Consider the following 26,367-nt stretch of genomic DNA (forward strand, 5'->3'; position numbering starts at 1 on the left):
CGTGTCTGATAAGGATACGGAGGCTTTGTTCGTTTATATACCTCCGGAACTGCTCCCCTTAATCCCTGTCATGCGTTGTTGCATACGTATTTTTCTGCTTCTTTTGTCATTCTTTTGTTATCATTACAGAACAAAGTTGGTGTAAAATGAGTTTTTTTTGGAAGAGCAAGAACTTTTCTTCCTTTCTTTCTATTCAATATCAAATGGATTTTTGTAAATTTGGCGTGAATCTAATAGGAAGGGAAAAAATCACGCAATTAATATTGTAATATAAATCATATAATAACTCCTGCAAATATGGAAAACAAGATTCAAGAGCTGACCGATAAGATCTACCGCGAAGGCGTAGAGAAAGGAAACGAAGAGGCACAGAAACTTATCGCAAAAGCTCAGGAAGAAGCCAAGAGAATTATAGAGGATGCTCACAAGGAAGCGGATTCTATCGTGGCTACCGCTCATAAGTCTGCCGATGAACTGGCAGAGAATACAAAATCTGAATTAAAGTTGTTTGCCGGTCAGGCTGTGAATGCTCTGAAGTCCGAAATCGCTACGTTGGTGACGGACAACATTGTGAATGCCGATGTAAAGGCATTTGCTGCAAACAAGGATTATCTTAATGCCTTCATCGTTGCATTGGCGTCCAAATGGAGTGTGAACGAACCAATCGTTATCTCTACTGCCGATGCGGAAGGCTTGACAAAATATTTCGCAGCGAAGGCGAAAGACCTGCTGGACAAGGGTGTGAAGATTGAGCAAGTGAATGGCATCAAAACCTTGTTCTCCGTATCGCCTGCCGATGGTTCGTACAAGGTGAACTTTGGCGAAGAAGAATTTATGAATTACTTCAAGGAATTCCTGCGTCCGCAATTAGTGGAAATGCTGTTCTAAAAACTCCCACAGGATTATGAGTAAATACTATTACTTGGTAGCCGGTTTGCCTGAACTTACTCTGGAAGACAGTAAACTGAGCTATACAGTAGCCGATTTCAAGACGGAACTATATCCTGCCTTGTCGGAAGATGATAAAAAGTTGATAGATTTGTTTTATCTGAAATTCGATAATGCGAATGTCTTGAAACTATTGAAGGATAAGGATGCTGCCATCGACCCGCGCGGAAACTATTCGTCGGAGGAACTGGTGGAATATATCTCACAACTGAAGGATGGCGACGAAGTCTCTGACAGTGTATTCCCATCTTATCTCTCTACGTTCATTTCCGAATACTTCAGCCTGCCTGCCGAGGACGGTTTCTTGTATGAAGACCGCCTGGCAGCGCTCTATTACGCCTATGCTATGGAATCCAGGAATCAGTTTGTGTCTTCCTGGTTTGGCTTCAACCTCACTCTCAATAATATATTGGTGGCGCTCACAGCACGTAAGTTCAAGCTGGACATTGCTCCGCTGATTGTGGGTGATACGGAAGTGTGCGAGGCTCTGCGTACTTCCAATGCCCGTGACTTCGGTCTGGGTACTGAGGTGGATTATCTGGAGCAGCTGGTGAAAATCAGTGAGACGGAGGAACTGGTGGACCGGGAAAAGAAACTGGACCAGCTTCGCTGGGACTGGATGGAGGAGGCCACATTCTTCGATTACTTTACCGTGGAACGTCTGTTTGTCTTCCTGCTACAGCTGGAGATGATAGAACGGTGGATTTCGTTGGATAAAGAGAAGGGTAACCAACTGTTCCGCAGCATTATCGCTGCCTTGAAAGACGAGGTGCAGATACCCGCAGAATTCAGATAAAATAAACAACTAAAAATATATGGCAACAAAAGGAACTGTTAGTGGCGTAATAGCCAACATGGTGACCCTCGTCGTCGACGGACCGGTAGCGCAGAATGAGATTTGTTATATCTCGACCGGAGGAGACAAGTTGATGGCGGAGGTGATTAAGGTAGTAGGTACCCAGGTCTACGTGCAGGTATTTGAGAGTACCCGCGGACTGAAAGTGGGGGCCGAAGCTGCGTTTACCGGACATATGCTCGAAGTAACACTGGGGCCCGGTATGCTTTCGAAAAACTACGACGGTCTGCAAAACAACCTCGATAAGATGGACGGTGTTTTCTTGAAACGCGGGCAATATACCTATCCGCTGGATAAAGGAAGCAAATGGCATTTTGTGCCTTTGGCAAAGGTGGGCGACCAAGTGGAAGCCGCTGCCTGGCTGGGACAAGTGGACGAAAACTTCCAACCTCTGAAAATCATGGTGCCTTTTGAACAGAAAGGTGTGTGCACCGTGAAATCAATTGCAAAGGAAGGTGATTACAGCATTGAGGATACCATTGCAGTGCTGACGGATAGCGAAGGTAATGACATCCGGGTGAACATGATACAGAAATGGCCCGTGAAGCGCGCCATGACCAACTATAAGGAAAAACCGCGTCCTTTCAAATTGCTGGAAACCGGTGTGCGTGTAATCGACACCGTAAACCCGATTGTGGAAGGTGGTACGGGTTTTATCCCCGGTCCGTTCGGTACTGGAAAAACGGTGCTTCAGCATGCCATTTCAAAACAAGCGGAAGCGGACATCGTAATCATCGCTGCCTGCGGTGAGCGTGCCAACGAGGTTGTGGAAATCTTTACAGAATTCCCCGAATTGGTTGACCCGCATACGGGACGGAAGCTGATGGAACGTACGATTATCATTGCCAATACTTCGAACATGCCGGTGGCTGCCCGTGAGGCATCTGTCTACACGGCTATGACGATTGCAGAATACTACCGAAGCATGGGATTGAAGGTACTGCTGATGGCGGACTCCACTTCACGTTGGGCGCAGGCATTGCGCGAGATGTCCAACCGTATGGAGGAGTTGCCCGGTCCCGATGCCTTCCCGATGGACTTGTCCTCCATCATCTCCAACTTCTACGGCCGTGCGGGTTATGTGAAGCTGAACAACGGCGAGTCCGGTTCCATTACTTTCATCGGTACGGTATCGCCTGCCGGTGGTAACTTGAAGGAGCCGGTAACCGAGAATACGAAGAAGGTGGCACGCTGCTTCTATGCCCTTGAGCAAGACCGTGCCGACAAGAAGCGTTATCCTGCCGTAAACCCGATTGACTCGTATTCCAAATATATAGAATACCCTGAATTTGAAGAGTATATCACCAAGCACATCAACGGTGAGTGGATTGGCAAGGTGAATGAAATCAAGACCCGTTTGCAGCGTGGTAAGGAGATTGCCGAGCAAATCAACATCTTGGGTGACGACGGTGTGCCCGTAGAGTATCACGTGACTTTCTGGAAATCGGAATTGATTGACTTCGTTATTCTGCAGCAGGATGCCTTTGATGAAATTGATGCCGTGACCCCGATGGAGCGTCAGGAGGAGATTCTGAATATGGTAATAGAAATCTGTCATACAGAATTTGAGTTCGACAACTTCAACGAAGTAATGGATTACTTCAAGAAAATGATTAACATCTGTAAGCAGATGAACTACTCGAAGTTTAAGTCGGAAGAATACGACAAGTTCCATAAGCAGTTGCAGGAACTGGTTGAGGAACGTAAAGCCTAAGGATGTACTATGTGACTATTTACAATTTACTATTTGCCTTGCGGATGCAGGTGTACGGAGGTTGTAGATAGGAAAATAGTAGAATAGGATGGCAGAGATTTAAATAGTAAATAGTAAATTGCTAAATTGTAAATAAATAGATGGCAACAAAAGCATTTCAAAAAATATATACCAAGATTACTCAGATTACGAAAGCTACGTGTTCGCTGAAGGCAACCGGAGTGGGGTATGACGAGTTGGCGACCGTAAACGGCAAGCTGGCCCAGGTGGTGAAGATTGCCGGCGACGAAGTGACTTTGCAGGTGTTTGAGGGTACGGAAGGTATTCCCACCAATGCAGAGGTAGTATTCTTGGGCAAGGCTCCTACAATCAAAGTGAGCGAGCAGCTTGCCGGACGCTTCTTCAACGCCTTTGGCGACCCCATCGACGGTGGTCCGGCCATTGAAGGCGAGGAGGTGGAAATTGGCGGTCCATCCGTGAATCCGGTGCGCCGTAAGCAGCCCTCGGAACTGATTGCAACCGGTATTGCAGGTATCGACTTGAACAATACGCTGGTGTCCGGACAGAAGATTCCGTTCTTTGCCGACCCCGACCAGCCCTTCAACCAGGTGATGGCGAATGTGGCTCTGCGTGCGGAGACTGACAAGATTATCCTTGGCGGTATGGGTATGACGAACGATGATTACCTTTACTTCAAGAACGTATTCTCCAATGCCGGTGCGCTCGACCGTATCGTCAGCTTTATGAATACCACCGAGAATCCTCCGGTAGAGCGTCTGCTGATTCCGGATATGGCACTGACGGCGGCCGAGTATTTTGCTGTAAACAATAATGAAAAGGTGCTGGTGCTGCTGACGGATATGACTTCCTACGCCGATGCGCTCGCCATCGTATCCAACCGTATGGACCAGATTCCTTCGAAGGACTCCATGCCGGGATCCCTTTATTCGGACTTGGCGAAGATATACGAAAAGGCGGTGCAGTTCCCAAGCGGCGGTTCCATCACGATTATTGCGGTGACGACTCTGTCCGGTGGCGACATTACGCATGCCGTGCCCGACAATACGGGTTATATCACGGAAGGCCAGTTGTTCCTCCGTCGTGACAGCGACATCGGTAAGGTTATCGTTGACCCGTTCCGTTCCTTGTCCCGTCTGAAACAGCTTGTTACGGGCAAAAAGACACGTAAGGACCATCCGCAGGTGATGAATGCCGCCGTACGTCTGTACGCCGATGCCGCCAACGCCAAAACCAAGCTTGAAAACGGTTTCGACCTGACGAACTACGACGAACGTACCCTTGCCTTTGCCAAGGACTACTCCAACCAGCTACTGGCCATCGATGTCAACCTCGATACCACAGAGATGCTCGATGTGGCATGGAGTCTGTTCGGCAAGTATTTCCGTCCGGAAGAGGTGAATATCAAGAAAGAGCTTGTGGACCAGTTCTGGCCGAAAGCAAACTAAATAAATGTACGATTAGACGATTTACGGTTTACGATTGATATTACTGAAATTGTAAATCTGTAAATTGAGAAATTGAGTAGCTTCAGTCGTCTAATCGTAAATCGTTAAATCGTAAATAAAATGGCTATTAAGTTTCAATATAACAAAACCTCGCTTCAGCAACTCGAAAAGCAACTGAAGGTGCGCGTGCGTACACTCCCCATTATTAAGAATAAGGAGAGTGCCCTGCGTATGGAAGTGAAGCGCTGCAAGGGAGACGCTGCCGCGTTGGACGCGAGGTTGGAAAAGGAAATCCAAGCTTACGAAGCCATGTTCGCCCTTTGGAATGAGTTCGACGCTTCATTGATAAAGGTCAGCGATGTTCATCTCGGTGTAAAGAAGATTGCCGGTGTACGGGTGCCGTTGCTCGAGAATGTAGATTTCGAGATACGCCCTTACAGCTTGTTCAATGCGCCCAAATGGTATGCAGACGGGCTGCATTTGCTTAAGTCACTGGCACATACTGCCATCGAGCGTGAATTTACTGTTGCCAAGTTGAACTTGTTGGAACATGCGCGTAAAAAGACCACCCAGAAGGTGAATCTTTTTGAGAAAGTACAGATTCCGGGTTATCAGGATGCTCTGCGCAAAATCAAGCGGTTTATGGAAGACGAGGAGAACCTTTCCAAGTCATCGCAGAAAATCATGAAATCCCATCAGGAGAAAAGGAAGGAGGCAGAGGCATGATTACGAAAATGAAGAAGCTCACGTTCCTTGTGTATCATAAGGAGTACGAAGCATTTCTGGCACAAATCCGGGAACTGGGCGTGGTGCACGTTGTGGAAAGGCAGTGCGGCGAGATGGACGACACCTTGCAGCAATTCATGCAGAAGCGTACGCTCTACAAGAATATGCTTCAGAGCATGCACACCCTGGCAGACAAACAGCCGGAAGAAAAGGTGCATAAAGAGTTGTCGGCCGATGCTCTGGTGAAATTCTACGAGGACTTGCAGGCGCGGATACAAGACTTGAACCAGCAGATTCCCGCCATCGACAAGGATGTGGCGCAGATGGAAGTCTGGGGCGATTTCGATTGGAGAGCCATCCGCAAGCTGGAAGATGCTGGTTGGTTCGTGCAGTTCTATACCTGCCCGGAGAAAGACTATAACGAAGCGTGGGCAGAGGACTACAATGCCATCGTGGTGAAAGAGAACGGCGGACATCTTTATTTCGTGACCGTCACCCCCCAACCGGTAGAACTGGATGTGGAACCGCTCCGTCTGCCTTCACTCAGCCTCTCCGAACTGAGCCGGAAGAAAGCCGATACGGAAGAGGCCCTTGTGCAGGCACATGCCGGATTGAAAGAATTCTGCAAAGCGAATTACTGCACGTTGGAGAAGTACAACCTACAGCTCCAGGAAGAGATAGACCTGCTGAAAGTCAAGCTGAACAGCGAACATATGGCAGAAGGTGCCGTAGTGTTGATGGAAGGCTGGATTCCCGAAGACTGCGAGGCGGATGTGAGGAAACTTCTCGATGAAAGCGGCACTTATTATGAGATAAGGGCTGCCAAGCGCGAGGACAATGCTCCCATCAAGCTGAAAAACAACGCCTATACACGCATGTACGAAGTGCTTACCAAAATGTACGGTATGCCCGAATATGCCGAGTTCGACCCGACACCGATACTTGCGCCATTCTTCTCGCTCTTCTTTGCTTTCTGTATGGGAGATGCGGGCTACGGTCTGGTACTGATTGCACTCGGGTTCATTTTGAAAAGGAAGATGTCCAAGTCCATGAAAGGCATGATGAACCTGGTGATTACGTTGGGTATATTTACGTCCGTCATCGGTGCCATATTGGGAACCTTCTTCGGTGTAAGCCTCTTTGACCTGGAGATACCCGCCAAACTGAAGGAATTCATGATTGTGGGTAAGATAGGTGAGACTACCTATGACAAGCAAATGCTGCTGGCGTTGATTATCGGTGCGGTGCACATCTGCATTGCCATGACGGTGAAGGCCGTGGGACAGACCGTTCGTTTCGGCTTCAAGGAGTCGCTCAGTGCTTGGGGATGGCTGTTGCTGGTGGTGGGATTTATCTGCACCGGCGGACTTTCCTTCTTCAAAATAATTTCGGAAGACGTGTCTACGTGGGCATTTATCGTGATTGGCGGTGTTTCTGCCATCGGTATCTACCTGCTGAACAATATCCACCGGAATGTATTTGTCAACATCGGTGCCGGAGTATGGGATACCTATAACATGGCAACCGGATTGATGGGCGATATACTTTCCTACATCCGTCTCTATGCCCTCGGCTTGGCAGGCGGTATGCTTGGAGGCGTGTTCAACCAGCTTGCCTTCATGGTGAACGATGCTGCAGGTCCGGCCCTGGGATGGCTGTTCTGCGGTCTGATACTGATATTCGGGCATACGCTGAACATTGCCATGTCTTGTCTGAGTGCCTTTGTACACCCGCTCCGTCTGACATTTGTGGAATACTTCAAGAATTCCGGTTACGAAGGTAAGGGCGAAGCCTATAAACCTTTTACAGTAGTAAAGAAATAAACAAATTAAAAAACAAATAAAAATAGAAACATTATGAATGAAATTTTAGGTTATCTCGGTCTGGGCCTGATGTTGGCCCTTGCAGGAATTGGCAGTTGCTTCGGTACAACTATCGCCGGTAGTGCGGCAGAAGGTGCGTTGAAGAAAGACCCTTCCAAGTCAGCAAGTTATATGATTTTGTCGGCCCTTCCGGCTACGCAGGGACTTTACGGCTTCGTGGCTTTCCTGATGTCTATGGGCAGGGATTTTGCGACAGACGGTCCTTTGATGCTGGGCATCGGATTGGGTGTCGGACTGGTATGTCTGTTCTCCGCTATCCGTCAGGGACAGATTTGTGCTAGCGGTATTGTGGGTATTTCCCAGGGACACGACGTACAGACCAATACAATGATTTACGCCGCGCTTCCTGAATTCTATGCTATTTTGGCGCTGGTAGCTGCATTGATGGTATAATCCGGATTATAAGAAAATAAACCCCAGGGATTTACAATTGAAATCCCTGGGGTTTTTTGTTTAAATTCCTGGGGCTTCAACTGAAAACTCCGGGAATTCTTTTTTGAAACTTCGGGAATTTTAGACGAAAAATGCATGGATGGGCGAGCCAATGGGGCTTTTGTGGCTAAACTATGACATTCCGCAAACGATTGTTTATGCATATTTAATCAGTTTTTTCGATTAAAAGGCTATTTTTCAAAGAATAATACGTACTTTTGCAGCCGTAATTAAGATAAAGAGATTATAACATAATATGACTAAAGAACTACTTACCCCCGATTACATCTTCGAAGCGAGTTGGGAAGTGTGTAATAAAGTAGGCGGTATCTATACAGTTTTGTCTACAAGGGCAAATACTTTACAGACTAAATTTCGCGATAGATTATTCTTTATAGGGCCGGATTTCTGGCAGGGAAAAGAGAACCCTTTGTTCATTGAGTCTGATAACCTTTGTGCAGCGTGGAAAAAACATGCAGCGTTGAAAGACAATCTTTCCGTCCGCGTAGGTCGCTGGAACATTCCGGGAGAACCTATTGTTATATTGGTTGATTTCCAACCGTTCTTTGCAGAAAAAAATGAGATTTATACAGAAATGTGGAACCGCTATCAGGTGGATTCACTGCATGGATATGGTGATTATGACGAAGCATCCATGTTTGCTTTCGCTACCGGCAAGGTGATAGAGAGCTTCTATCGCTATAATTTGACGGAAACGGACAAAGTGGTGTTCCAGGCACACGAGTGGATGACCGGCATGGCCGCCCTCTATCTTCAGTCTGCCGTTCCCGAGATAGGGACTATCTTCACCACCCATGCCACGTCCATCGGCCGCTCCATAGCTGGCAACAACAAGCCGCTTTACGATTATCTTTTCGCCTACAACGGCGACCAGATGGCGGAGGAGCTGAACATGCAGTCCAAACATTCCATTGAAAAGCAGACGGCCCACTATGTGGACTGTTTCACCACTGTGAGCGAAATCACAAACAACGAATGCAGGGAATTGCTTGACAAGCCTGCGGATGTTGTGCTGATGAACGGTTTTGAAGATGATTTTGTACCGAAAGGCGCCACCTTTACCGGCAAGCGCAAACGTGCCCGTTCCACCATGCTGCGTGTGGCAAACTGCCTGCTGGGTGAGGACTTGGGCGACGATACGCTGATTATCGGTACCAGCGGACGCTATGAGTTCAAAAATAAGGGTATCGATGTGTTCCTGGAATCATTGAACCGGCTGAACCGCGATAAAGATTTAAAGAAGAAAGTATTGGCGTTTGTCAACGTGCCCAGCTGGGTGGGAGACCCCCGCGAGGACTTGCAGAAGCGCTTGAAGAGCAAAGATAAGTTCACCGAACCGTTGCAGTGTCCTTTCATCACCCACTGGCTGCACAATATGACGCACGACCAGGTGCTGGATATGCTGAAATACCTCGGTATGGGCAATCGTCCCGAAGATAAGGTGAAAGTAATTTTTGTACCTTGCTATCAGGATGGTCACGATGGCATCCTCAACAAGCATTATTATGACTTGATTTTAGGCGAGGACCTCAGTGTCTATCCGTCCTATTATGAACCGTGGGGATATACCCCGCTGGAGAGCGTGGCTTTCCGGGTGCCTACCATCACCACCGACCTTGCCGGTTTCGGACTTTGGGTGAACAGCCTGAAAAACCAGCATGGCATAAACGACGGAGTGGAAGTGCTGCACCGTTCGGACTATAACTATTCCGAAGTGGCAGACGGCATCAAGGACACCGTAGCCTTGTTCTCTACCAAGACGGAAGCCGAAATCAAGGAAATACGCAAGCGTGCAGGCCAGGTGGCAGAGCAGGCTTTGTGGAAGCACTTTATACAATATTATTACGAGGCTTACGACATTGCACTGCGCAATGCCATGAAGCGTCAACTAAAATAAAAGAATTATTAATCAATTAGTTATCATACAATGAAGATTAAAGTTAGTAATGTAAACACTCCTAACTGGAAAGATGTGAATGTGAAATCGCACATTCCCGCCGAACTGGAGAAACTGTCTGAACTGGCACATAACATCTGGTGGGCATGGAATTATGAAGCCACCGAACTGTTCAGAGACCTTGACCCTGCTCTCTGGAAAGAAGTGGGACAGAACCCCGTACTTCTGCTGGAACGTATGAGTTATGCTAAACTCGAGGCACTCGCAAATGACAAAGTTATTCTGCGCAGAATGGATGACGTATACTCCAAGTTCCGCACATACATGGATGTGAAGCCTGACAGCAAGCGCCCGTCCGTGGCTTATTTCAGTATGGAGTATGGTTTGAGCCATGTACTTAAGATATATTCCGGCGGTCTGGGTGTACTTGCCGGTGACTACCTGAAAGAAGCTTCCGATAGCAACGCCGACTTGTGTGCAATCGGTTTCCTGTACCGCTACGGTTACTTTACACAAACATTGTCTATGGACGGCCAGCAGATTGCCAATTACGAGGCACAGAACTTTGGCCAGTTGCCCATCGACCGTGTATTGGATGAGAAGGGCGAGCAGATGGTAGTGGATGTTCCTTATCTGGACTACTACGTGCATGCTTATGTGTGGAGAGTGAACGTTGGACGTATCTCTCTCTATCTGCTTGATACTGACAATGAAATGAACAGCGAGTTCGACCGTTCCATCACTCACCAGCTGTATGGCGGTGACTGGGAAAACCGCTTGAAGCAGGAAATCCTGCTCGGTATCGGTGGTATTCTGACGCTGAAGAAGCTGGGCATCAAGAAAGATATCTATCACTGCAACGAAGGACATGCTGCTTTAATCAACGTACAGCGCATCTGTGACTACGTGGCCGAAGGTCTGACTTACGACCAGGCTATCGAGCTGGTACGTGCTTCTTCTCTCTATACTGTACATACTCCGGTTCCTGCCGGTCACGACTACTTCGACGAAGGCCTTTTCGGCAAGTACATGGGCGGCTATCCTTCAAGAATGGGTATCAGCTGGGACGACCTGATGGACCTCGGACGTAACAATCCGGGCGACAAGGGTGAACGTTTCTGTATGTCTGTATTCGCTTGCAACACTTCTCAGGAGGTGAACGGTGTGAGCTGGCTGCACGGAAAGGTTTCCCAGGAGATGTTCGCTTCCATCTGGAAGGGTTACTTCCCCGAAGAAAGCCATGTGGGCTACGTTACCAACGGTGTACACTTCCCCACTTGGAGCGCTACGGAGTGGAAACATCTCTATGCTGCGCATTTTGATGAGAACTTCCTCTACGACCAGTCCAACCCCAAGATTTGGGAGGCTATCTATAACGTGTCCGACGAAGAAATCTGGAAGACGCGCATGGTGATGAAGAACAAACTGATTGACTATGTTCGCAAGCAATACCGTGAAACTTGGTTGAAGAACCAGGGTGACCCTTCACGCATCGTTTCCCTGCTGGACAAAATCAATCCGAACGCTCTGCTGATAGGTTTCGGACGCCGTTTCGCTACCTACAAGCGTGCACACTTGCTGTTCACCGACCTCGACCGTCTGGCCAAGATTGTGAACAACCCCGACTATCCGGTACAGTTCCTCTTTACCGGTAAGGCTCACCCGCACGATGGTGCCGGCCAGGGCTTGATTAAGAGAATCATTGAGATTTCCCGTCGTCCGGAGTTCCTGGGCAAGATTATCTTCCTGGAAAATTATGACATGCAGTTGGCACGTCGCCTCGTTTCAGGTGTGGATATCTGGCTGAACACTCCGACACGTCCGCTCGAAGCATCCGGTACTTCCGGCGAAAAGGCGTTGATGAACGGTGTTGTAAACTTCTCCGTACTCGACGGCTGGTGGTTGGAAGGCTATCGTGAAGGTGCCGGTTGGGCATTGACCGAAAAGCGTACTTACCAGAACCAGGAACATCAGGACCAGCTCGATGCCGCTACTATCTACAGCATTCTTGAGCAAGAAATTCTGCCGTTGTTCTATGCACGCAACAAGAAGGGATATTCTGAAGGTTGGGTGAAGACTATCAAGAACTCCATCGCACAGATTGCTCCCCACTATACAATGAAGCGTCAGCTGGACGACTATTACGACAAGTTCTACATCAAGGAGGCCAAACGTTTCAAGATGCTGGCTGCCGACGGTTGTGCCAAGGCTAAGGAAATAGCTGCTTGGAAGGAAGAAGTTGCCGAGAAGTGGGACAGCATTGAAGTGGTGTCTTGCGAAAAGACCGAAGACCTGGTGAAAGGCTCCATCGAGAGCGGTAAGGAATACACCATTACTTATGTTATCGACGAGAAGGGCTTGAACGATGCTATCGGTCTGGAACTGGTGACTACTTATACGGCTCAGGATGGCAAACAGCATGTTTACTCCGTAGAACCGTTCAATGTAGTGAAGAAAGAAGGTAACCTTTATACTTTCCAAGCTAAGCACAAGATGGAAAATGCGGGTAGCTTCAAGGTTTCTTACCGTATGTTCCCGAAGAATGCAGACCTGCCTCACCGTCAGGACTTCTGCTACGTTCGCTGGTTCGTATAAGAGCATAAAAAAGATAATGTGCCTGCGGATATGGCAGAACACATTATCTGTTCAGATAAAAGATATCATCTGCATGATGCAGGCAGACCATCCGTTTAAAGTAAACGGATGGTCTGTTTCTTTTCTAGAGCTTGCTTTTTATTTCGGCTGTCCAGGCGTCAATGCGTTCGGCGGTTTTGTTACTTTCGTTCACTTCGTCGAGGGGAAGTCCTACGAATGCACCGTCTACCACGGCGATGGAAGAGGAGAAGGAATACCCGTCCGTGCTGACTTTGTTGCCCAAGAAGGTACATCCGCTATCCTTCAGGTCCTCGTAGAGTACTCCGATGCCGTCGCAGAATGTGTCGCAGTAGGATTCGGAGTCACCGCAACCGAATAGGGCTACGAACTTCATGGAAAGGTCGGCGCTCTTCAGTACTTTTACACCGTCATACCAGTCGTCCTGCAGTTCGCCGTCTCCCCAAGTGGAGGTACCTAGAACCAGCACTTCATATTCCTTGATTTTATCGGCGGTCATCTTGTCAACACTATGTACGTCGGTGGAGGAAACTCCCAACTTTTCGGCTATCTGGTTAGCCAACTCTTCGCAGGTTCCGGTACTGGAACCATAAAAAACACCAGTCTTTTTCATTGTAAATAAAGTGATTAAATTGTTTGCTGCAAAGTAAAGGCTTTGCCGGAGAACGTGAAATACCTACATGTAGGGCTTTTAGTGTTGTGCCGCTCCCCATTTCGGGTTAGCTTGTGGCGTGGTTTATAGAGGTCGCGGCTACCTACTAATTGGGATGGCAGACTCTCTTTTTGATGAAAAGTAGGTATTGCCGGATTGTTAAAAATGAAGGACATTTGTACCGGTAATAATAGACAAGTGTTTATGGTTAGATTCGTACATTCCACTCATTCGCAATTCCATCCTTCCGTGGCTGGTAAGTGGCTGGTGTGGGGGACTTTGATGATGCTTCTTGCGGGGGTGGCTATCATTGTTTTTTCGGTATTCTCGCATGATGCACTCGATGCGTGCTGTAATTGCATAATCTGTACTTTCAACCGTGTCCCGAAGGAAGGGGAATATTTGTATAACCGCTACCTGCCGGTCATCAGCATGGTGTGGGTGGCGTTTCTGATACTTTTGGTATATGTGGTCCGCTATTGCATGAACAAGAGGAGGTAGCCGGGTGTTCTATAGGTAAAACTGAAAGGAGACTATATGAAAAAGATTGTTTTGCTTCGCCACGGCGAGAGTGCATGGAATAAGGAAAACCGCTTCACGGGGTGGACGGATGTTGATTTGACAGAGAAAGGCGTTGCTGAAGCTGTAAGGGCGGGTGAGCTGCTGGCAGAAAAGGGATTCCGCTTCAAGAAGGCGTATACTTCCTATCTGAAGCGTGCCGTGAAGACACTGGATTGTGTGCTGGACCGCCTCGACCAGGACTGGATTCCGGTGGAGAAATCGTGGAGGTTGAATGAGAAACACTACGGCCAGTTGCAAGGGCTGAACAAGGCAGAGACGGCTGCCAAGTACGGTGACGAGCAGGTGTTGGTATGGCGCCGGAGCTTTGATGTGGCTCCGCATGCATTGGCCGAGGATGACCCGCGTAATCCGCGTTTTGAGGACCGTTATCAAGAAGTGCCCGATGCCGAACTGCCCCGTACGGAGTCGTTGAAAGATACGATTGAGCGTATCATGCCTTACTGGAAATGTGTCATCTTCCCGAATCTGAAGACGGCCGACGAATTGCTGGTAGTGGCTCATGGCAATAGCCTGCGGGGTATTATCAAGCATCTGAAGCATATTTCGGACGATGAAATTGTGCATCTGAACCTGCCTACGGCGGTGCCCTACGTCTTTGAGTTTGACGATGAGCTGAACTTGACGAAAGACTATTTCTTGGGTGACCCCGAGGAGATAAAGAAATTGATGGAGGCTGTGGCCAATCAGGGAAAGAAGAAATGATTTTGGCGCGCGGAAGCGCGCTATTTCTTTATCCTCTCATCCCATGGAGCAGCGTCATGCTGAGCAGTACCCCGACCACTATACAGATGAGGATAAGGAACCAGTTCATGAGCCGTGCGCCCAGCTTGGTTTCCTTGTGCAAGTTCTGTTCAAAGTAGTTCTTGAAGAACAGATAGATGGCAGGCACAGTGGCGCTTGCCAGTAGCAGGTCTTCGGGAATCTTGTAGATGTAGACTTTGGAAAAGGCGATGAGCGCCCAGTGGCAAAGGAACAGAATGACGAGCAGGTTGACCCTGCGCGAGAAAGCCAGCAGCAGCCCGATGGTGAAAACTGCTACCGAGCAGGGCATCACGGTGGTGGTCATCATGGGAAATTCCATTCCGCGTGCCCACGAAAGGAGCGGGTAGAGGAAAGGCATTGCATAGAGTACCCCCACCAGTACCTTGTATTTCGGGTTGCGCTCGAACGGAGTGTAGCCGGTAAACAAATCCCATAGCCACAACACTGCAATCACTCCCCAGAAGATGGCGAGTATATGGTGGTGTCCGCGCGCTCCGCAATACATCATGTAGTACACGATGGATATCCACCCGTTCAGAAATACCATGTAGATTTTCATGGAGCGTTTTGCCCATAAGGTCGGTTTCCGGTAGAGTTGCGTGGTGAGCAGGATACCTGCTGCGGTGATGAGGAGCTGTGTCCACCAGGTGGCCTCGTTGTATTGTGCGATAGTATTCCAGAATATTTCCATTTGTGTCCATTAAAAAAACGGCTGCAAAGGTAGAGTTTTCTGCCGAAAGAATGAAATCGTTTTCTACATTTTGCCTATCTTTGTGCCTCCAAAAAATAGGTAAAAAGATTCATGGATAAGACTTTGACTGAACAAGAGATTGCCCTGCTGCGCAGGAAACTCGATTTATTGCTTCGTACCGGACAGCTGCTGGTGGAGAGTGCGGCTGATACGAACCGTGTTGTTCGTAACCTGAACCGTGTTGCCGCCTATCTGGGGCTGCCGGAAGAAAAGCTCCACATCGACGTAAGTTATACCATGCTGGTGGTGAATGTGAGCGACGGCCTGCATTCGTTCTCCAAATTCCAGAAATGTGAAAAGCATGGCATCAACATGACTGCCATTTCCGAAATCAGCAAACTGTCCTGGCGGGCTATTGAGAATGACTATTCCCTCGACCAGTATGAGGAGGAACTGGAAAGAATCAAAAACAAGAAGCGGAACTATGTGCCATACGTTGTTGCCATCGGTGCCGGCTTTGCCTGCGGAGGTTTCTGTAAACTGTTCGGTGGTGACTGGATGGCGTTTCTGTTTACCTCTATCTGCGCTTTTGCCGGCTTCCGCGTCCGTGCCCGTTGCATGGAGTTCGGCATCAATCACTATATGAGTATTGCCATTGCCGCATTGATTTCTACCTGTCTGGCCTATGTGTCTTCGTTTGCCGGGCTCTCGGAAACTCCCTATCATCCGTTGTTGGCGTGTGCACTGTTCATCGTTCCGGGGGTGCCGCTGATAAACTTTGTGGATGATATGATTGACAATTATATCCAGGTGGGCATTGTGCGGGCTGTGAATACGGTGCTGATGGTCTGTGCAATGGCCTTCGGCATTGTAATAGCCATGCGCCTGCTGACGGTGGAGGATGTCGTGATTGACAAGAAGTTCAGCGAATTGAGTATGGTGCCTCATGACAGTTATCTGGTGTATGCCATTGCGGCGGCGATAGCTGCCATGGGATTTTCCATGATATTCAACATACAGCGGCGCTTGTTGTGGGTTGTTGCGGTGGGCGGTATCATTGCCGTTTGTACGCGTAACTTTGTCAATTTCGAATTGGGTTACGGACCGGTGATAGGTTCGTTCATGGGCAGCATGGTTGTCAGCCTGATAGCCGTGAAGGCAGTGCATTGGTTCCATGTTCCCAATCATGTGCTGACGATTCCTTCTGTCATCCCGATGATTCCGGGAGTGCTGATGTATCGTGCACTTTTCGGGCTTATCAATATGCACGGTGTGGTAGGCGAGGTGACGGCGGTTGTTTCCAACGGCATCACGGCTTCACTGATTATTCTCTGCATAGCGCTGGGAGTGGCGGTGCCCAATATCTTTGCCCGCCGGTATATTGCCAAGGATAGGCAGCGCTTTCTTCAGGAGGAGCTGCAGAAGCGCAGGGAAAGAGGGAAATTTATAGAATGGTGATATAGGTGGAGGGTGTCAAAAAACTCTTAACACTTTCTTTTAGGCGCGGATTACGCGGATTTCACGGATTTTGTTTATTGAATCCGTGTTATTCCGTGTAATTCGCGCCTGATATTATAACATTATAAAAGTGCTCATATATTTTTGAAAACTTCTCTTCTTTTTTAAATGCCCTTTTTCGGATTATAGTGGTAAATGACGGTTTCGCCTTTTTGCAGGGATGTTTGTACGTCAATCAGACGCTGGTTGCGGCTTCCCCGGAAATAGAGTTCCTCATCCCTCAGTTCTTTCTTGAATTTGCCGTCCACCAGTACGTCGATGTACTTCAGCAGTTGGGCTTGGCGCGGGTTGCGCAGTAGTTTTTCGAAAGTATAGCCCGTATAGCACCAGATGTTTTTCCGGCTCCGCTCCTTGATGGCATGTGCCAGTTGGGTGAATCCTTCCGGCTGGAACATCGGGTCTCCACCACTGAAGGTGACGTCTGCAAAGTTGTCGGCAAGGACTTTTTCCAGAATCTCTTCCGTACTCATCCAGTGCCCGCGGTTGATGTCCCACGACTCCGGATTGTGGCAACCGGGACAACCGTTGGGGCATCCGGCAGCATAAATGGCGGTCCGGAAGCCCGGACCGTCTACTGTGGTATCTTCTAAAATGTCGAGAATAGAAAGCATGAGTAGGGAATTAATAATTAAAAATTAAACATCGCAGGTAGGAAGCTGAACATTAATCATTAAAAATTAAACGTCAACCATTAAAAATGAAGCTCCGCTTTGCACTGCGCAGCCCTTTAATTTTTAATTTTCAATTTTTAATTATGAACGACCCTGTCGTTCAACTCTGCCAGCTTGGCATTGTTCCAGCGGTCGGTTGTCCCCACCAGGTAGCCGGTGATGCGTTGCAGCTTGTCGATATGCTTGCTGCCGCACTTCGGGCATTCTTCCAGGTTTGGGGTGGAGTTTTCGTGGCCGCACTCCAGACAGCGGTTACGGTTGTGGTTTACCGAACCGTAGCCGATGTTGTATCGGTCCATCATGTCCACTACACGCATAATGACTTCCGGATTGTGGGTGGCGTCACCGTCTATCTCCACATAGAAGATGTGTCCGCCGCGGGTCAGTTCATGATAAGGAGCCTCCACTTCCGCTTTGTGGCGGGCGCTGCATTTGTAGTATACGGGCACGTGGTTGGAGTTGGTGTAGTAGTCACGGTCTGTGATGCCCGGCAGCGTGCCGAACTTTTTACGGTCGATGCGGGTGAACTTGCCCGACAGCCCTTCGGCAGGAGTGGCAAGCACGCTGTAGTTGTGCTGGTATTGCTCCGAGAACTGGTTGGCACGGTCGCGCATGTAGGTCACGATTTTCAGTCCCAGCTCCTGGGCTTCGCCAGATTCGCCGTGATGTTTTCCGAGCAATGCCACGAGACATTCTGCCAACCCGATGAAACCGATTCCCAGTGTTCCCTGGTTGATGACGGAAGCAATCGTATCGTTCGGTTTCAGCTTCTCGCTGCCTATCCACAAGGCAGACATCAGTAGCGGGAACTGCTTGGCGAAGGCGGTCTTTTGAAACTCCATGCGCTCGTGCAGCTGGCGTGCGGTCACTTCGAGCATACTATCCAGCTTGGCAAAGAACCGGGCGATGCGCTGTTCCTTGTCTTCGATGTTCATGCACTCAATGCCCAGACGGACGATGTTGATGGTAGAGAAAGAGATGTTGCCGCGTCCGATGGAGGTCTTCGGTCCGAAACGGTTTTCGAATACACGGGTGCGGCATCCCATGGTGGCAACTTCATGCTGGTAGCGTTTCGGGTCATCGGCTTTCCAGTCCTCGCTTTGGTTGAAGGTGGCGTCCAGGTTCAGGAAGTTCGGGAAGAAACGCCGTGCCGTCACCTTGCAGGCCAGTTGGTAGAGGTCGTAGTTGCGGTCTTCAGGCAGGTAGCTCACACCCCGTTTCTTTTTCCATATCTGGATGGGGAAGATGGCGGTTTCTCCGTTTCCTACCCCTTGATAGGTGCTTTTCAGCAGCTCGCGGATGATGCAGCGCCCCTCGGCAGAGGTGTCTGTGCCGTAGTTGATGGAGCTGAACACCACTTGGTTGCCGCCGCGTGAGTGGATGGTGTTCATGTTATGGATAAACGCCTCCATGGACTGGTGCACGCGCGATACGGTCTTGTTGACGGCATGCTGTACGATGCGGTCCTCGCCCGTCAGTCCGTCCAACGGCTGTAGCAGATAGTCGGCCAGTTCCTTCTGATAGAGATGGGAATAGTCTTTTCCATTCAGTTCTTCCAGGTTCTTGACTTCCTCGATGAAGCTGTTGCGCACGTAGGGGGCAAGGTAGAAATCGAATGCAGGGATGGCTTGTCCGCCGTGCATCTCGTTTTGGGCTGTTTCCAGCGAGATGCATCCCAGGATACTGGCAGTCTCGATGCGTTTGGCCGGGCGCGATTCGCCGTGTCCGGCAGAGAAGCCGTATTTCAGAATATGGTCCAGCGGATGTTGCACGCATGTCAGGCTCTTGGTGGGATAATAATCCTTGTCATGGATGTGCAGATAGTTCTGGGTGACGGCATCCAGCACTTCTTCACTCAGCAGATAGTCGTCCACAAAAGGCTTGGTGGTTTCGCTGGCAAACTTCATCATCATGCCCGCCGGGGTATCGGCATTCATGTTGGCATTTTCGCGTGTGATGTCGTTGGACTTGATGTTGATGATTTCCAGGAACATGTCGCGCGTCTTTGCTTTGCGGGCAATGCTTCGCTGGTTGCGGTAAGCGATGTATTTCTGGGCAACGTCCTTGCGGCTGCTCTTCATCAGCTCCACTTCCACCAAATCCTGGATGGCTTCCACCGTCATCTGCGAATCTCCCTTGAAAGAGATGCGGTCCGTAATCTGGTGTATCAGTTGCAGGTCTTCCCCCTTGTCTGTATGCAACATGGCTTTGCGGATGGCCGTTGCTATTTTTTCTTCGTTGAATCCGACGACGCGCCCGTCGCGCTTGAGTACTGTCTGTATCATAACCTTTTATGCTTAAATGTGACTGTCTTTTTTAGTTTAATTGCGGAAACAAAGATATTATAGTTATTGATAGGTTTTGCTTTTTGGAAAACTTTTTGTGGTTTAAAAAGTGTTAATCTATTGATTGTTAATGATGTAATTGTTTAAAGTGGAAAACTTCTAATGAAAAATAACTTTTAAAGTTATTCATTACTGACTATTATTGCATACATAAACATCATCTGATTTCGAAGTGTCAAATGAAGATAAATCTTTTGGGCAGATTGTGAATCTTCGATTTTTTTAGTTATATTTGCAACGAATTGGTTTATTTAAGGTTTTTAGTCCTTGATAATACTTCTTGTTGCCATTCGATTGTATTGCTTTGCTGCTCATGGTATTGGGGCAAAAGTATCATTATTATAATAATCAAAGAAAGGATGAACATGGCAAATGTATTTCCTCCGTTTAAAATTGATATAGCTGGGGCTTTTTGTGTACCTCGTGCATTGAAGGATGTCCGCGAGCAATATCAGAACGGGCAGGTGAGCCGGCAGATATTGCAGGCTGTTGAAGATGCGGAAGTGCGCAGTCTGGTGGAACGGCTGGAGCTGGGAGGCATGAAGGTTGTTTCCGATGGTGGTTTCCGAAGTCGCGATTTTTTGGAAAGCTGGGAGGGTATTTGTTCCAAAGACGGCCGGCCTTTCTCCGAAGGCTCTCCTTTGGAGATTACAGGACGGCTCAGTTTGCTACGGCATCCTATTCTGGAAGAATTCGCATTTCTTGATTCCATTGTGGACGGAGGGGTGATGAAAAAACAGCATATCCCTTCGCCGGCAGAGGTTATGACCCAGATTATTCAACGTGTGGAGCGGACTCAGATAGAAACCGTTTACTCCGACATCCGGCTTTTGACGGATGATATTGCTTCCTGCTACAAATTTTTGCTTACCAAACTTTATGATGCAGGCTGCCGCTACGTCCAGTTCGACGGGGTACATTCGGTGATAATGGAAGATACCATCCGGCTCAACAACCGGGTTTTGCGTGAGCGTCCTGCAGGGATGTATGTTGCATTCCATGCACCGACGGACATGCTGGTGCAACTGCATGGGGCCGATGCTTATTTCCTGAATTACGACTGTGGCGCGTGCGACCGTAACCGTCTGCTCTGGTTCATACACGAGAAGGAAGCGGTGTTCGGTTTCGTGCTGTCCCATTATCCTCAGGAAGACGAATTGGATGAATTGCAGGCAAAAACCGAAAGTGTATTGAACTATATTCCTTTGAAACGTTTCACTTTATGTCTGCCGGATGCCAATGCGCTTCTTTCGCCTTCGGAGGCCGATGAGGAGAAACAGTGGGAAACCGTAAGGTTGGGGATGGAAATGGCTGCGCGTATCTTCTCTTGAAAAACGCCGCATTCCATCATTCCGAATGCCACACTTCAGCAAGGGAAATGCCACACTTCACAGAGGCAAATGCCATTGATTGGGCCTCGTGAAGTGTGGCATTTCGATTGACGAAGTGTGGCACTCCTCTTTTAGTCTCCGGTGTGTCCGGTTTATTATTTGACAGCTTCGGCTATCTTTTCCTGAAGCTCGTCACCGTGCAGTCCGCGTGCAAGGATAGTTCCTTCACCGTCAATCAACACAGTGTGGGGGATGCTGCTTACGGCATAAAGCTGTGCGCCTTCGCAGTTCCAGTATTTCAGGTCGGACATTTGCGGCCACGTGATGTTCAGCTTCTTGATGGCTTCTTTCCATGCGTCAGCACTCTGGTCCAGAGATACGCCTACAATCTCGAAGTTCTTGTTCTTATATTTGGCGTAAGCTTCCACCAGGTTGGGCATCTCGCGACGGCAGGGGCCGCACCAGCTTGCCCAGAAGTCAACAAGGACAACTTTGCCCTTGCCTACGTAGTCGGACAGTTTTACCGTTTTTCCTTCCGGCGTCTGCATCTCGAAGTCTGTAAACTTCTGGCCTACGGCAGTGGCTTTCATCTTTTCAACGTTGTTCTTTATCTTGACGATGGCTTCGTCGTTGTCGTAAGCTGCAGGGATTTGGGGCATCAGCGGGTCGAGGTCTGCTACATCCATGTAGTAGTAGTTCTGCTTCAGCAGGAGTACACCCACCGGGTTGGTGATGTTCTTGTTGATGCCGGCTTTGATGGCGGATATCATGCTGTTTTCCAGATTTTCCATCTCTTTGCCTTTAGCCTCGCGTTGTTCGTCGGTCAGTGTGGTGTCCGACATGGATTCGTAGATGCTCATCATTTGTTTGTTCAGACCGTTGATTTGGGCTCTGATTTCCTGGTAGGCATCATTGTTGGCAGTACCGGTGGCAGAGTTGTTTTCCTGCGACAAGTTGATTTTAATCTTGCCGTTTTCCAGGAAGAAGTCGATGGCTGCGCCGTCTTTTCCTTCGGCTTTGTAGGAGATGTAGCGGTTGACAGCAGTATCTTGTGTACCCTTGAAGGTAAATGTTCCATCTTTGATGACAGCAGAGTCCAATTTTACGAATTGGCGTCCTTCCACGGTTTCCAGATATACGGTGTCGCCGTCGGCTGCACCCTCTACAGTTCCGGTTACGGTGTAACCGTTGTTTCCACTGTTACAAGCTGTAAATACAGCGGCTACAGCGAGCAGATAAGTAAACTTTTTCATTGTTTGTTTTTTTAATGAATGATTATAGCTGCAAATATAGTAATAAAAAATCCCCTCCGATATGAACCGGAGAGGATTTTTATAGTTTTAATCCCATTTTTAGCGATAACGCTGTGCTTACTATTATTCGGCAGCAGCTTCTTCAGCAGCAGGGGCTTCTTCGGCAGGGGCCTCTTCGGCCGGTGCTTCGGCAGCGGCTTTTGCAGCAGCTTCAGCAGCTTTCTTTTCAGCCAGTGCTTTTGCTTTTTCTTCGTTTATCTTCTTTTCAGCTTCCAGACGTGCTTTTGCTTCAGCTTTCTTAGCTTCGTCTTCCTTAGCCTTCAGAGCAGCCAAACCGCTTTGTTTGTTGTTCTTCCAGGCTTCGAACTTAGCATCAGCTTCAGCTTCGCCGAATGCGCCTTTCGCTACACCGCCCAGCAAGTGCTTCTTCATGTAAACACCTTCGCGAGAGAGGATGTTACGAACTGTGTCAGTAGGTTGTGCACCCTTCAACACCCAGTCAAGTGCGCGGTCGAACTTCAAATCTACTGTGGCAGGATTGGTGTTAGGATTGTAAGTACCAATCTTCTCAATAAATTTACCATCACGTGGTGCTCTTACGTCTGCAATAACGATAGAGTAGAAAGCGTAGCTTTTACGTCCATGTCTTTGCAATCTGATTTTTGTTGCCATTTAATTAAAATGTTTTTAGTTAATGATTTGAATTATGCTACTATCTCGTAATAGCGAGTGCAAAGGTAAGAAAAGATTTTGAGTTTTGAGTTATGAGTTATGAGTTATTTGTTGGCACGAGGGGTGTTTTTTTTTAAATGTTCACACAACGTCACCCATAACTCATCACTTGTCACTCATCCTTCTCCCGAGTATTTCCTGGGGTATCTCAGCAGAATGGCGAGTATGGCGCATGTTCCCATGCAGAAGGGGTAATACAGGTTTCCGATGATGCTGATGGGTGAAATGCCGGCAAGTCCGGAGGCTATCAGCATTTGCGCTCCGTAGGGGATGATTCCTTGCACGAGGCATGAGAAGGTGTCCAGTATGCTGGCTGTTTTCCGGCGGTCCAGGTGGAAGCGGAGGGCGATGTCCTTGGCTATGGGGCCGGTGGTGATGATGGCAATGGTGTTGTTGGCGGTACAGAGATTGGCGATGCTGACCAGGGCAGCGATGCTGAATTCGGCTCCCCGCTTGCCGCTGACGTGGCGGGTCAGCCGGGAGATGATGAAGTCGATGCCGCCGTTGTAGCGGATGGTTTCGAGCATGCCTCCGGCCAGCAGGGTGATGATGATGAGCTCGCCCATGCCGGTGATGCCCGTTCCCATGGCTCCGAACCAGTCGAAGAAGGCGGTGCCGGTATAGATACCGATAATTCCAGTAGAGAGGATGCCCAGCAGCAGTACCAGCATGACATTGACGCCTGCTACGGCCGTACCCAGTACGATGAGGTAGGGGATTACTTTTATCCACTCGATGGTCTGTACTTGTGGTGGGGCAGAGACGGACAGTCCTTGAAAGATATAGATGCCCAGTATGATAAGTGCTGCCGGTACCACAATCATAAAGTTGACGCGGAACTTGTCCCTCATCACGCAGTCCTGCGTCTTGGTCGATGCAATGGTGGTGTCGGATATGAAGGAAAGATTGTCTCCGAAGAACGAGCCTCCCACCACGATGGCAACCATGTAGGGCAGGTCGATGCCCGTCTTTTCCGCCAGCCCCACGGCTACAGGAGTCAGTGCGACGATAGTTCCTACGCTTGTTCCTATCGAGAGGGAGATGAAGCAGGCTGCAATGAAGATGCCCGCCAGCAGCAGGTTGTCCGGCAGTATATGTAGGGTCAGATTTACGGTCGCATCAATGGCGCCCATCTGCTTGGCGCTTTGGGCGAATGCTCCTGCAAGGATGAATATCCATACCATCAGCATGATGTTCTTGTTGCTGGCGCCTACGGAAAACTGATAGATGCGCTGTTCCAGATTCAGGCCGCGCGTGATGGCGATGGCATAGCAGGACGAGGCGAGGAAGGCTACCGTGATGGGGACTTTATAGAAGTCGTTCACCAGGAGCGAGGTCACCAGGTAGAGGCAAAGGAACACCGCCAACGGGCTGAGTGCCCACCAGCCGCCTTTGGGTTTGGAGATTGTATCGGTTGTTGCTGACATAATTTACGATTTACGATTGGGGATTTACGATTTGACGATTTACGATTGATATAACTCTTGAAATCGTAGAATGGTTGTTGTACAATACAAACTTCAATCGTACATCGTAAATCGTCAAATCGTAAATATATAAGCCAATTTTGCTGCAAAGGTATAAAAAACAAAGGGCGGGACAAAATGGTTTTGTCCCGCCCTCCATATATCAGCCTTTAATTTTCACCTTTCACCTTTCAATTTTCACCTTACAAAGTTACTCCGGTCTTGAAGATGGCTATTTCCTTGTAGCCTTTCTTTTCGTTGTTCACGAATTCGCCGCTTGCTACTTTGATGATATACTCGATGAAGCGTTCGCAGGTTTTCTCCATCGGTTCGTTCTCGACGATAACTCCGGCGTTGAAGTCTATCCAGCCCGGCTTGTTCTTTGCCAAAGTGGAGTTGGTGGAAATCTTCATGGTCGGCACATAGGTTCCGAAGGGCGTTCCGCGTCCTGTGGTGAACAGCACCATGTGGCATCCGCAAGAGGCAAGGGCAGTGGCGGCTACAAGGTCGTTTCCCGGAGCAGACAGTAGGTTCAGTCCCTTTACTTTCAGGCGTTCGCCATACGGAAGTACCCCTTCCACGTAGCTCGTGCCACATTTCTGTGTGCATCCCAAGGCTTTGTCCTCCAATGTCGAGATGCCTCCCGCCTTATTTCCCGGAGACGGGTTTTCACCTACCGGTTCACCGTGTGAGAGGAAATATTCCTTGAAGTCATTAATCAGCTTCACCGTGTCCTCAAACAGCTCTTTGGTGCGGCAGCGGTTCATCAGTATGGTTTCTGCGCCGAACATTTCCGGCACTTCCGTCAGTACGCTGGTGCCGCCTTGTGCTACGAGGAAGTCGGAGAACATGCCCAGTAGCGGATTGGCGGTGATACCGGAGAAACCGTCCGAACCGCCACACTTCAGGCCTACGCGCAGTTCGCTTAAGGGAATATCCTCGCGCTGGTCCTGGATGGCTTTGGCATAAAGTTCGCGTAGCAGTTCCATTCCTTCTTCGTATTCATCACCCACTTTCTGGGTCACCATAAACTTTACGCGCTCCTGGTCATAGTCTCCCAGGAATTCGCGGAACACATCCGGCTGATTATTCTCGCACCCCAAGCCTACCACGAGTACGGCTCCCGCATTGGGATGCAGTACCATGTCGCGGAGGATTTTCTTTGTATTCTCGTGGTCGTCGCCCAACTGGGAGCAGCCGTAGTTATGGGGATAAGCCATGATGGCATCCACGCCCTTTCCGCCCGTTTCGCGGCGCAGGCCTTCGGCAAGCTGGTTGATGATTCCGTTCACGCAGCCCACTGTCGGAATAATCCATATCTCGTTGCGTACACCTACGTCACCGTTCTTACGTTTGTACCCTCTAAAGGTCAGGTTTGGCGCGCCGGTATTGAGGTTTAGAGTTGTAGTATTGAGGTCTACGTTGACGGGGTTGTATGTGTATTCCAGCAACCCGGACAAGTTGGTCTTGATATTGTTTTCATTCATCCAGTCCCCCTGCTTCTGCGCTTTCCGGGCGTGGCCGATGGGGTATCCGTATTTAATGACGTTTTCGCTTTCCGCAAAATCTTTCAGTGCAAATTTGTGTCCGGCAGGAACATCCTCGTTCAGAGTGATTTCCTTTCCGTCCACCGTGAGTTTTTCACCGGCCGGGAGTGCTGTGATAGCCACTGCAACATTGTCGGCAGGGTTGATTTTCAGGTACTTTGCCTCCATCTTTTAAAATTTTCCATTTACCATCTACAATGTACAATTTGGCTGCGCTGCATTAGTATTAGTCCCCTTCCGCATGGCCGAATTGTACATTGT

Annotated in this window: 21 protein-coding genes; 13 read left to right on the forward strand and 8 right to left on the reverse strand. The window is 48.9% G+C overall.

The features are described 5' to 3' along the window. Nucleotides 1-297: 297 nt before the first annotated feature. The 9 genes from DXD65_RS02805 to DXD65_RS02850 all read left to right on the forward strand — a co-directional run bounded on the left by DXD65_RS02805 (nucleotide 298) and on the right by DXD65_RS02850 (nucleotide 12,538). Complete coding sequence (locus DXD65_RS02805) at nucleotides 298-888, forward strand: hypothetical protein (protein ID WP_005827382.1); 591 nt, start codon at nucleotides 298-300, stop codon at nucleotides 886-888. 16 nt (nucleotides 889-904) lie between these two features. Then, nucleotides 905-1,744, forward strand: a complete 840-nt coding sequence (locus DXD65_RS02810) for a DUF2764 domain-containing protein (RefSeq protein WP_005837370.1) — start codon at nucleotides 905-907, stop codon at nucleotides 1,742-1,744. 19 nt (nucleotides 1,745-1,763) lie between these two features. Then, the gene (locus DXD65_RS02815) at nucleotides 1,764-3,518 is read left to right on the forward strand and encodes a V-type ATP synthase subunit A (protein WP_057254275.1); all 1,755 of its coding nucleotides are present in this window, start codon (nucleotides 1,764-1,766) and stop codon (nucleotides 3,516-3,518) included. 140 nt (nucleotides 3,519-3,658) lie between these two features. After that, nucleotides 3,659-4,984: a V-type ATP synthase subunit B gene (locus DXD65_RS02820; protein WP_005827389.1), complete on the forward strand. Its 1,326-nt coding sequence runs from the start codon at nucleotides 3,659-3,661 to the stop codon at nucleotides 4,982-4,984. Between the two features lie 120 nt (nucleotides 4,985-5,104). Continuing rightward, nucleotides 5,105-5,710, forward strand: coding sequence for a V-type ATP synthase subunit D (locus DXD65_RS02825; protein WP_005827391.1), 606 nt, complete (start codon nucleotides 5,105-5,107; stop codon nucleotides 5,708-5,710). Beyond that, nucleotides 5,707-7,533, forward strand: a complete 1,827-nt coding sequence (locus tag DXD65_RS02830) for a V-type ATP synthase subunit I (RefSeq protein WP_008664313.1) — start codon at nucleotides 5,707-5,709, stop codon at nucleotides 7,531-7,533. The genes DXD65_RS02825 and DXD65_RS02830 overlap by 4 nt, the downstream gene beginning before the upstream one ends. A 33-nt stretch (nucleotides 7,534-7,566) precedes the next feature. Beyond that, nucleotides 7,567-7,986, forward strand: a complete 420-nt coding sequence (locus DXD65_RS02835) for an ATPase (RefSeq protein WP_005827396.1) — start codon at nucleotides 7,567-7,569, stop codon at nucleotides 7,984-7,986. Between the two features lie 295 nt (nucleotides 7,987-8,281). Beyond that, on the forward strand, nucleotides 8,282-9,943 hold the full coding sequence (locus DXD65_RS02845) for a glycogen/starch synthase (protein WP_005827398.1): 1,662 nt from the start codon (nucleotides 8,282-8,284) through the stop codon (nucleotides 9,941-9,943). Between the two features lie 30 nt (nucleotides 9,944-9,973). Then, the gene (locus DXD65_RS02850) at nucleotides 9,974-12,538 is read left to right on the forward strand and encodes a glycosyltransferase family 1 protein (RefSeq protein WP_005827401.1); all 2,565 of its coding nucleotides are present in this window, start codon (nucleotides 9,974-9,976) and stop codon (nucleotides 12,536-12,538) included. A gap of 124 nt (nucleotides 12,539-12,662) precedes the next feature. Here DXD65_RS02850 and fldA read toward each other — a convergent pair whose 3' ends face one another. Beyond that, nucleotides 12,663-13,169 carry a flavodoxin FldA gene (fldA, locus tag DXD65_RS02855; RefSeq protein WP_008664319.1) on the reverse strand — a complete coding sequence of 169 codons (507 nt, stop codon included), beginning with the start codon at nucleotides 13,167-13,169 and terminating at the stop codon, nucleotides 12,663-12,665. A gap of 243 nt (nucleotides 13,170-13,412) precedes the next feature. Between fldA and DXD65_RS02860 the strand changes: the two genes are divergently transcribed. After that, the gene (locus DXD65_RS02860; protein ID WP_005837364.1) at nucleotides 13,413-13,709 is read left to right on the forward strand and encodes a hypothetical protein; all 297 of its coding nucleotides are present in this window, start codon (nucleotides 13,413-13,415) and stop codon (nucleotides 13,707-13,709) included. Between the two features lie 36 nt (nucleotides 13,710-13,745). Continuing rightward, nucleotides 13,746-14,492 carry a 2,3-diphosphoglycerate-dependent phosphoglycerate mutase gene (gene gpmA, locus DXD65_RS02865; protein WP_005827407.1) on the forward strand — a complete coding sequence of 249 codons (747 nt, stop codon included), beginning with the start codon at nucleotides 13,746-13,748 and terminating at the stop codon, nucleotides 14,490-14,492. A 28-nt stretch (nucleotides 14,493-14,520) separates the two neighbouring features. Here the strand turns inward: gpmA and DXD65_RS02870 are convergent, their stop codons facing one another. Beyond that, entirely contained in the window at nucleotides 14,521-15,243 is a 723-nt protein-coding gene (locus DXD65_RS02870; RefSeq protein WP_005837362.1) for a DUF6064 family protein, read from the reverse strand. Between the two features lie 111 nt (nucleotides 15,244-15,354). Between DXD65_RS02870 and DXD65_RS02875 the strand changes: the two genes are divergently transcribed. After that, complete coding sequence (locus DXD65_RS02875; protein ID WP_005827410.1) at nucleotides 15,355-16,701, forward strand: threonine/serine exporter ThrE family protein; 1,347 nt, start codon at nucleotides 15,355-15,357, stop codon at nucleotides 16,699-16,701. Nucleotides 16,702-16,865: 164 nt separating this feature from the next. Here the strand turns inward: DXD65_RS02875 and nrdG are convergent, their stop codons facing one another. Together nrdG and DXD65_RS02885 are read right to left on the reverse strand one after the other, a co-directional pair. Next, nucleotides 16,866-17,372: an anaerobic ribonucleoside-triphosphate reductase activating protein gene (nrdG, locus tag DXD65_RS02880; RefSeq protein ID WP_005827412.1), complete on the reverse strand. Its 507-nt coding sequence runs from the start codon at nucleotides 17,370-17,372 to the stop codon at nucleotides 16,866-16,868. A gap of 137 nt (nucleotides 17,373-17,509) precedes the next feature. Continuing rightward, the gene (locus tag DXD65_RS02885) at nucleotides 17,510-19,717 is read right to left on the reverse strand and encodes an anaerobic ribonucleoside triphosphate reductase (protein WP_035448722.1); all 2,208 of its coding nucleotides are present in this window, start codon (nucleotides 19,715-19,717) and stop codon (nucleotides 17,510-17,512) included. A gap of 419 nt (nucleotides 19,718-20,136) precedes the next feature. Here DXD65_RS02885 and DXD65_RS02890 point away from each other — a divergent pair, with 419 nt between their 5' ends. Next, nucleotides 20,137-21,108 carry a hypothetical protein gene (locus tag DXD65_RS02890; RefSeq protein ID WP_005827419.1) on the forward strand — a complete coding sequence of 324 codons (972 nt, stop codon included), beginning with the start codon at nucleotides 20,137-20,139 and terminating at the stop codon, nucleotides 21,106-21,108. A 155-nt stretch (nucleotides 21,109-21,263) separates the two neighbouring features. Here the strand turns inward: DXD65_RS02890 and DXD65_RS02895 are convergent, their stop codons facing one another. The 4 genes from DXD65_RS02895 to DXD65_RS02915 all read right to left on the reverse strand — a co-directional run bounded on the left by DXD65_RS02895 (nucleotide 21,264) and on the right by DXD65_RS02915 (nucleotide 26,274). Beyond that, nucleotides 21,264-22,361, reverse strand: coding sequence for a TlpA disulfide reductase family protein (locus tag DXD65_RS02895; protein WP_005827423.1), 1,098 nt, complete (start codon nucleotides 22,359-22,361; stop codon nucleotides 21,264-21,266). A 123-nt stretch (nucleotides 22,362-22,484) separates the two neighbouring features. Continuing rightward, complete coding sequence (locus DXD65_RS02900; RefSeq protein WP_005837359.1) at nucleotides 22,485-23,033, reverse strand: 30S ribosomal protein S16; 549 nt, start codon at nucleotides 23,031-23,033, stop codon at nucleotides 22,485-22,487. A 176-nt stretch (nucleotides 23,034-23,209) separates the two neighbouring features. Continuing rightward, the gene (locus DXD65_RS02905) at nucleotides 23,210-24,520 is read right to left on the reverse strand and encodes a Na+/H+ antiporter NhaC family protein (RefSeq protein ID WP_022401188.1); all 1,311 of its coding nucleotides are present in this window, start codon (nucleotides 24,518-24,520) and stop codon (nucleotides 23,210-23,212) included. Nucleotides 24,521-24,762: 242 nt separating this feature from the next. Then, the gene (locus tag DXD65_RS02915) at nucleotides 24,763-26,274 is read right to left on the reverse strand and encodes a UxaA family hydrolase (RefSeq protein ID WP_117720977.1); all 1,512 of its coding nucleotides are present in this window, start codon (nucleotides 26,272-26,274) and stop codon (nucleotides 24,763-24,765) included. Between the last annotated feature and the right edge of the window lie 93 nt (nucleotides 26,275-26,367).

The sequence above is a fragment of the Bacteroides sp. 4_1_36 genome, from assembly GCF_003466325.1.
In the GTDB taxonomy this organism is placed as follows: Bacteria; Bacteroidota; Bacteroidia; order Bacteroidales; family Bacteroidaceae; genus Bacteroides; species Bacteroides uniformis.

What these genes read in the sequence shown, in the direction of transcription:
- DXD65_RS02805 (WP_005827382.1), top strand. Translation starts at nt 298, where the DNA reads ATGGAAAACAAGATTCAAGAGCTGACCGATAAGATCTACCGCGAAGGC.
- DXD65_RS02810 (WP_005837370.1), top strand. Translation starts at nt 905, where the DNA reads ATGAGTAAATACTATTACTTGGTAGCCGGTTTGCCTGAACTTACTCTG.
- DXD65_RS02815 (WP_057254275.1), top strand. Translation starts at nt 1,764, where the DNA reads ATGGCAACAAAAGGAACTGTTAGTGGCGTAATAGCCAACATGGTGACC.
- DXD65_RS02820 (WP_005827389.1), top strand. Translation starts at nt 3,659, where the DNA reads ATGGCAACAAAAGCATTTCAAAAAATATATACCAAGATTACTCAGATT.
- DXD65_RS02825 (WP_005827391.1), top strand. Translation starts at nt 5,105, where the DNA reads ATGGCTATTAAGTTTCAATATAACAAAACCTCGCTTCAGCAACTCGAA.
- DXD65_RS02830 (WP_008664313.1), top strand. Translation starts at nt 5,707, where the DNA reads ATGATTACGAAAATGAAGAAGCTCACGTTCCTTGTGTATCATAAGGAG.
- DXD65_RS02835 (WP_005827396.1), top strand. Translation starts at nt 7,567, where the DNA reads ATGAATGAAATTTTAGGTTATCTCGGTCTGGGCCTGATGTTGGCCCTT.
- DXD65_RS02845 (WP_005827398.1), top strand. Translation starts at nt 8,282, where the DNA reads ATGACTAAAGAACTACTTACCCCCGATTACATCTTCGAAGCGAGTTGG.
- DXD65_RS02850 (WP_005827401.1), top strand. Translation starts at nt 9,974, where the DNA reads ATGAAGATTAAAGTTAGTAATGTAAACACTCCTAACTGGAAAGATGTG.
- fldA (WP_008664319.1), bottom strand. Translation starts at nt 13,169, where the DNA reads ATGAAAAAGACTGGTGTTTTTTATGGTTCCAGTACCGGAACCTGCGAA.
- DXD65_RS02860 (WP_005837364.1), top strand. Translation starts at nt 13,413, where the DNA reads ATGGTTAGATTCGTACATTCCACTCATTCGCAATTCCATCCTTCCGTG.
- gpmA (WP_005827407.1), top strand. Translation starts at nt 13,746, where the DNA reads ATGAAAAAGATTGTTTTGCTTCGCCACGGCGAGAGTGCATGGAATAAG.
- DXD65_RS02870 (WP_005837362.1), bottom strand. Translation starts at nt 15,243, where the DNA reads ATGGAAATATTCTGGAATACTATCGCACAATACAACGAGGCCACCTGG.
- DXD65_RS02875 (WP_005827410.1), top strand. Translation starts at nt 15,355, where the DNA reads ATGGATAAGACTTTGACTGAACAAGAGATTGCCCTGCTGCGCAGGAAA.
- nrdG (WP_005827412.1), bottom strand. Translation starts at nt 17,372, where the DNA reads ATGCTTTCTATTCTCGACATTTTAGAAGATACCACAGTAGACGGTCCG.
- DXD65_RS02885 (WP_035448722.1), bottom strand. Translation starts at nt 19,717, where the DNA reads ATGATACAGACAGTACTCAAGCGCGACGGGCGCGTCGTCGGATTCAAC.
- DXD65_RS02890 (WP_005827419.1), top strand. Translation starts at nt 20,137, where the DNA reads ATGAACATGGCAAATGTATTTCCTCCGTTTAAAATTGATATAGCTGGG.
- DXD65_RS02895 (WP_005827423.1), bottom strand. Translation starts at nt 22,361, where the DNA reads ATGAAAAAGTTTACTTATCTGCTCGCTGTAGCCGCTGTATTTACAGCT.
- DXD65_RS02900 (WP_005837359.1), bottom strand. Translation starts at nt 23,033, where the DNA reads ATGGCAACAAAAATCAGATTGCAAAGACATGGACGTAAAAGCTACGCT.
- DXD65_RS02905 (WP_022401188.1), bottom strand. Translation starts at nt 24,520, where the DNA reads ATGTCAGCAACAACCGATACAATCTCCAAACCCAAAGGCGGCTGGTGG.
- DXD65_RS02915 (WP_117720977.1), bottom strand. Translation starts at nt 26,274, where the DNA reads ATGGAGGCAAAGTACCTGAAAATCAACCCTGCCGACAATGTTGCAGTG.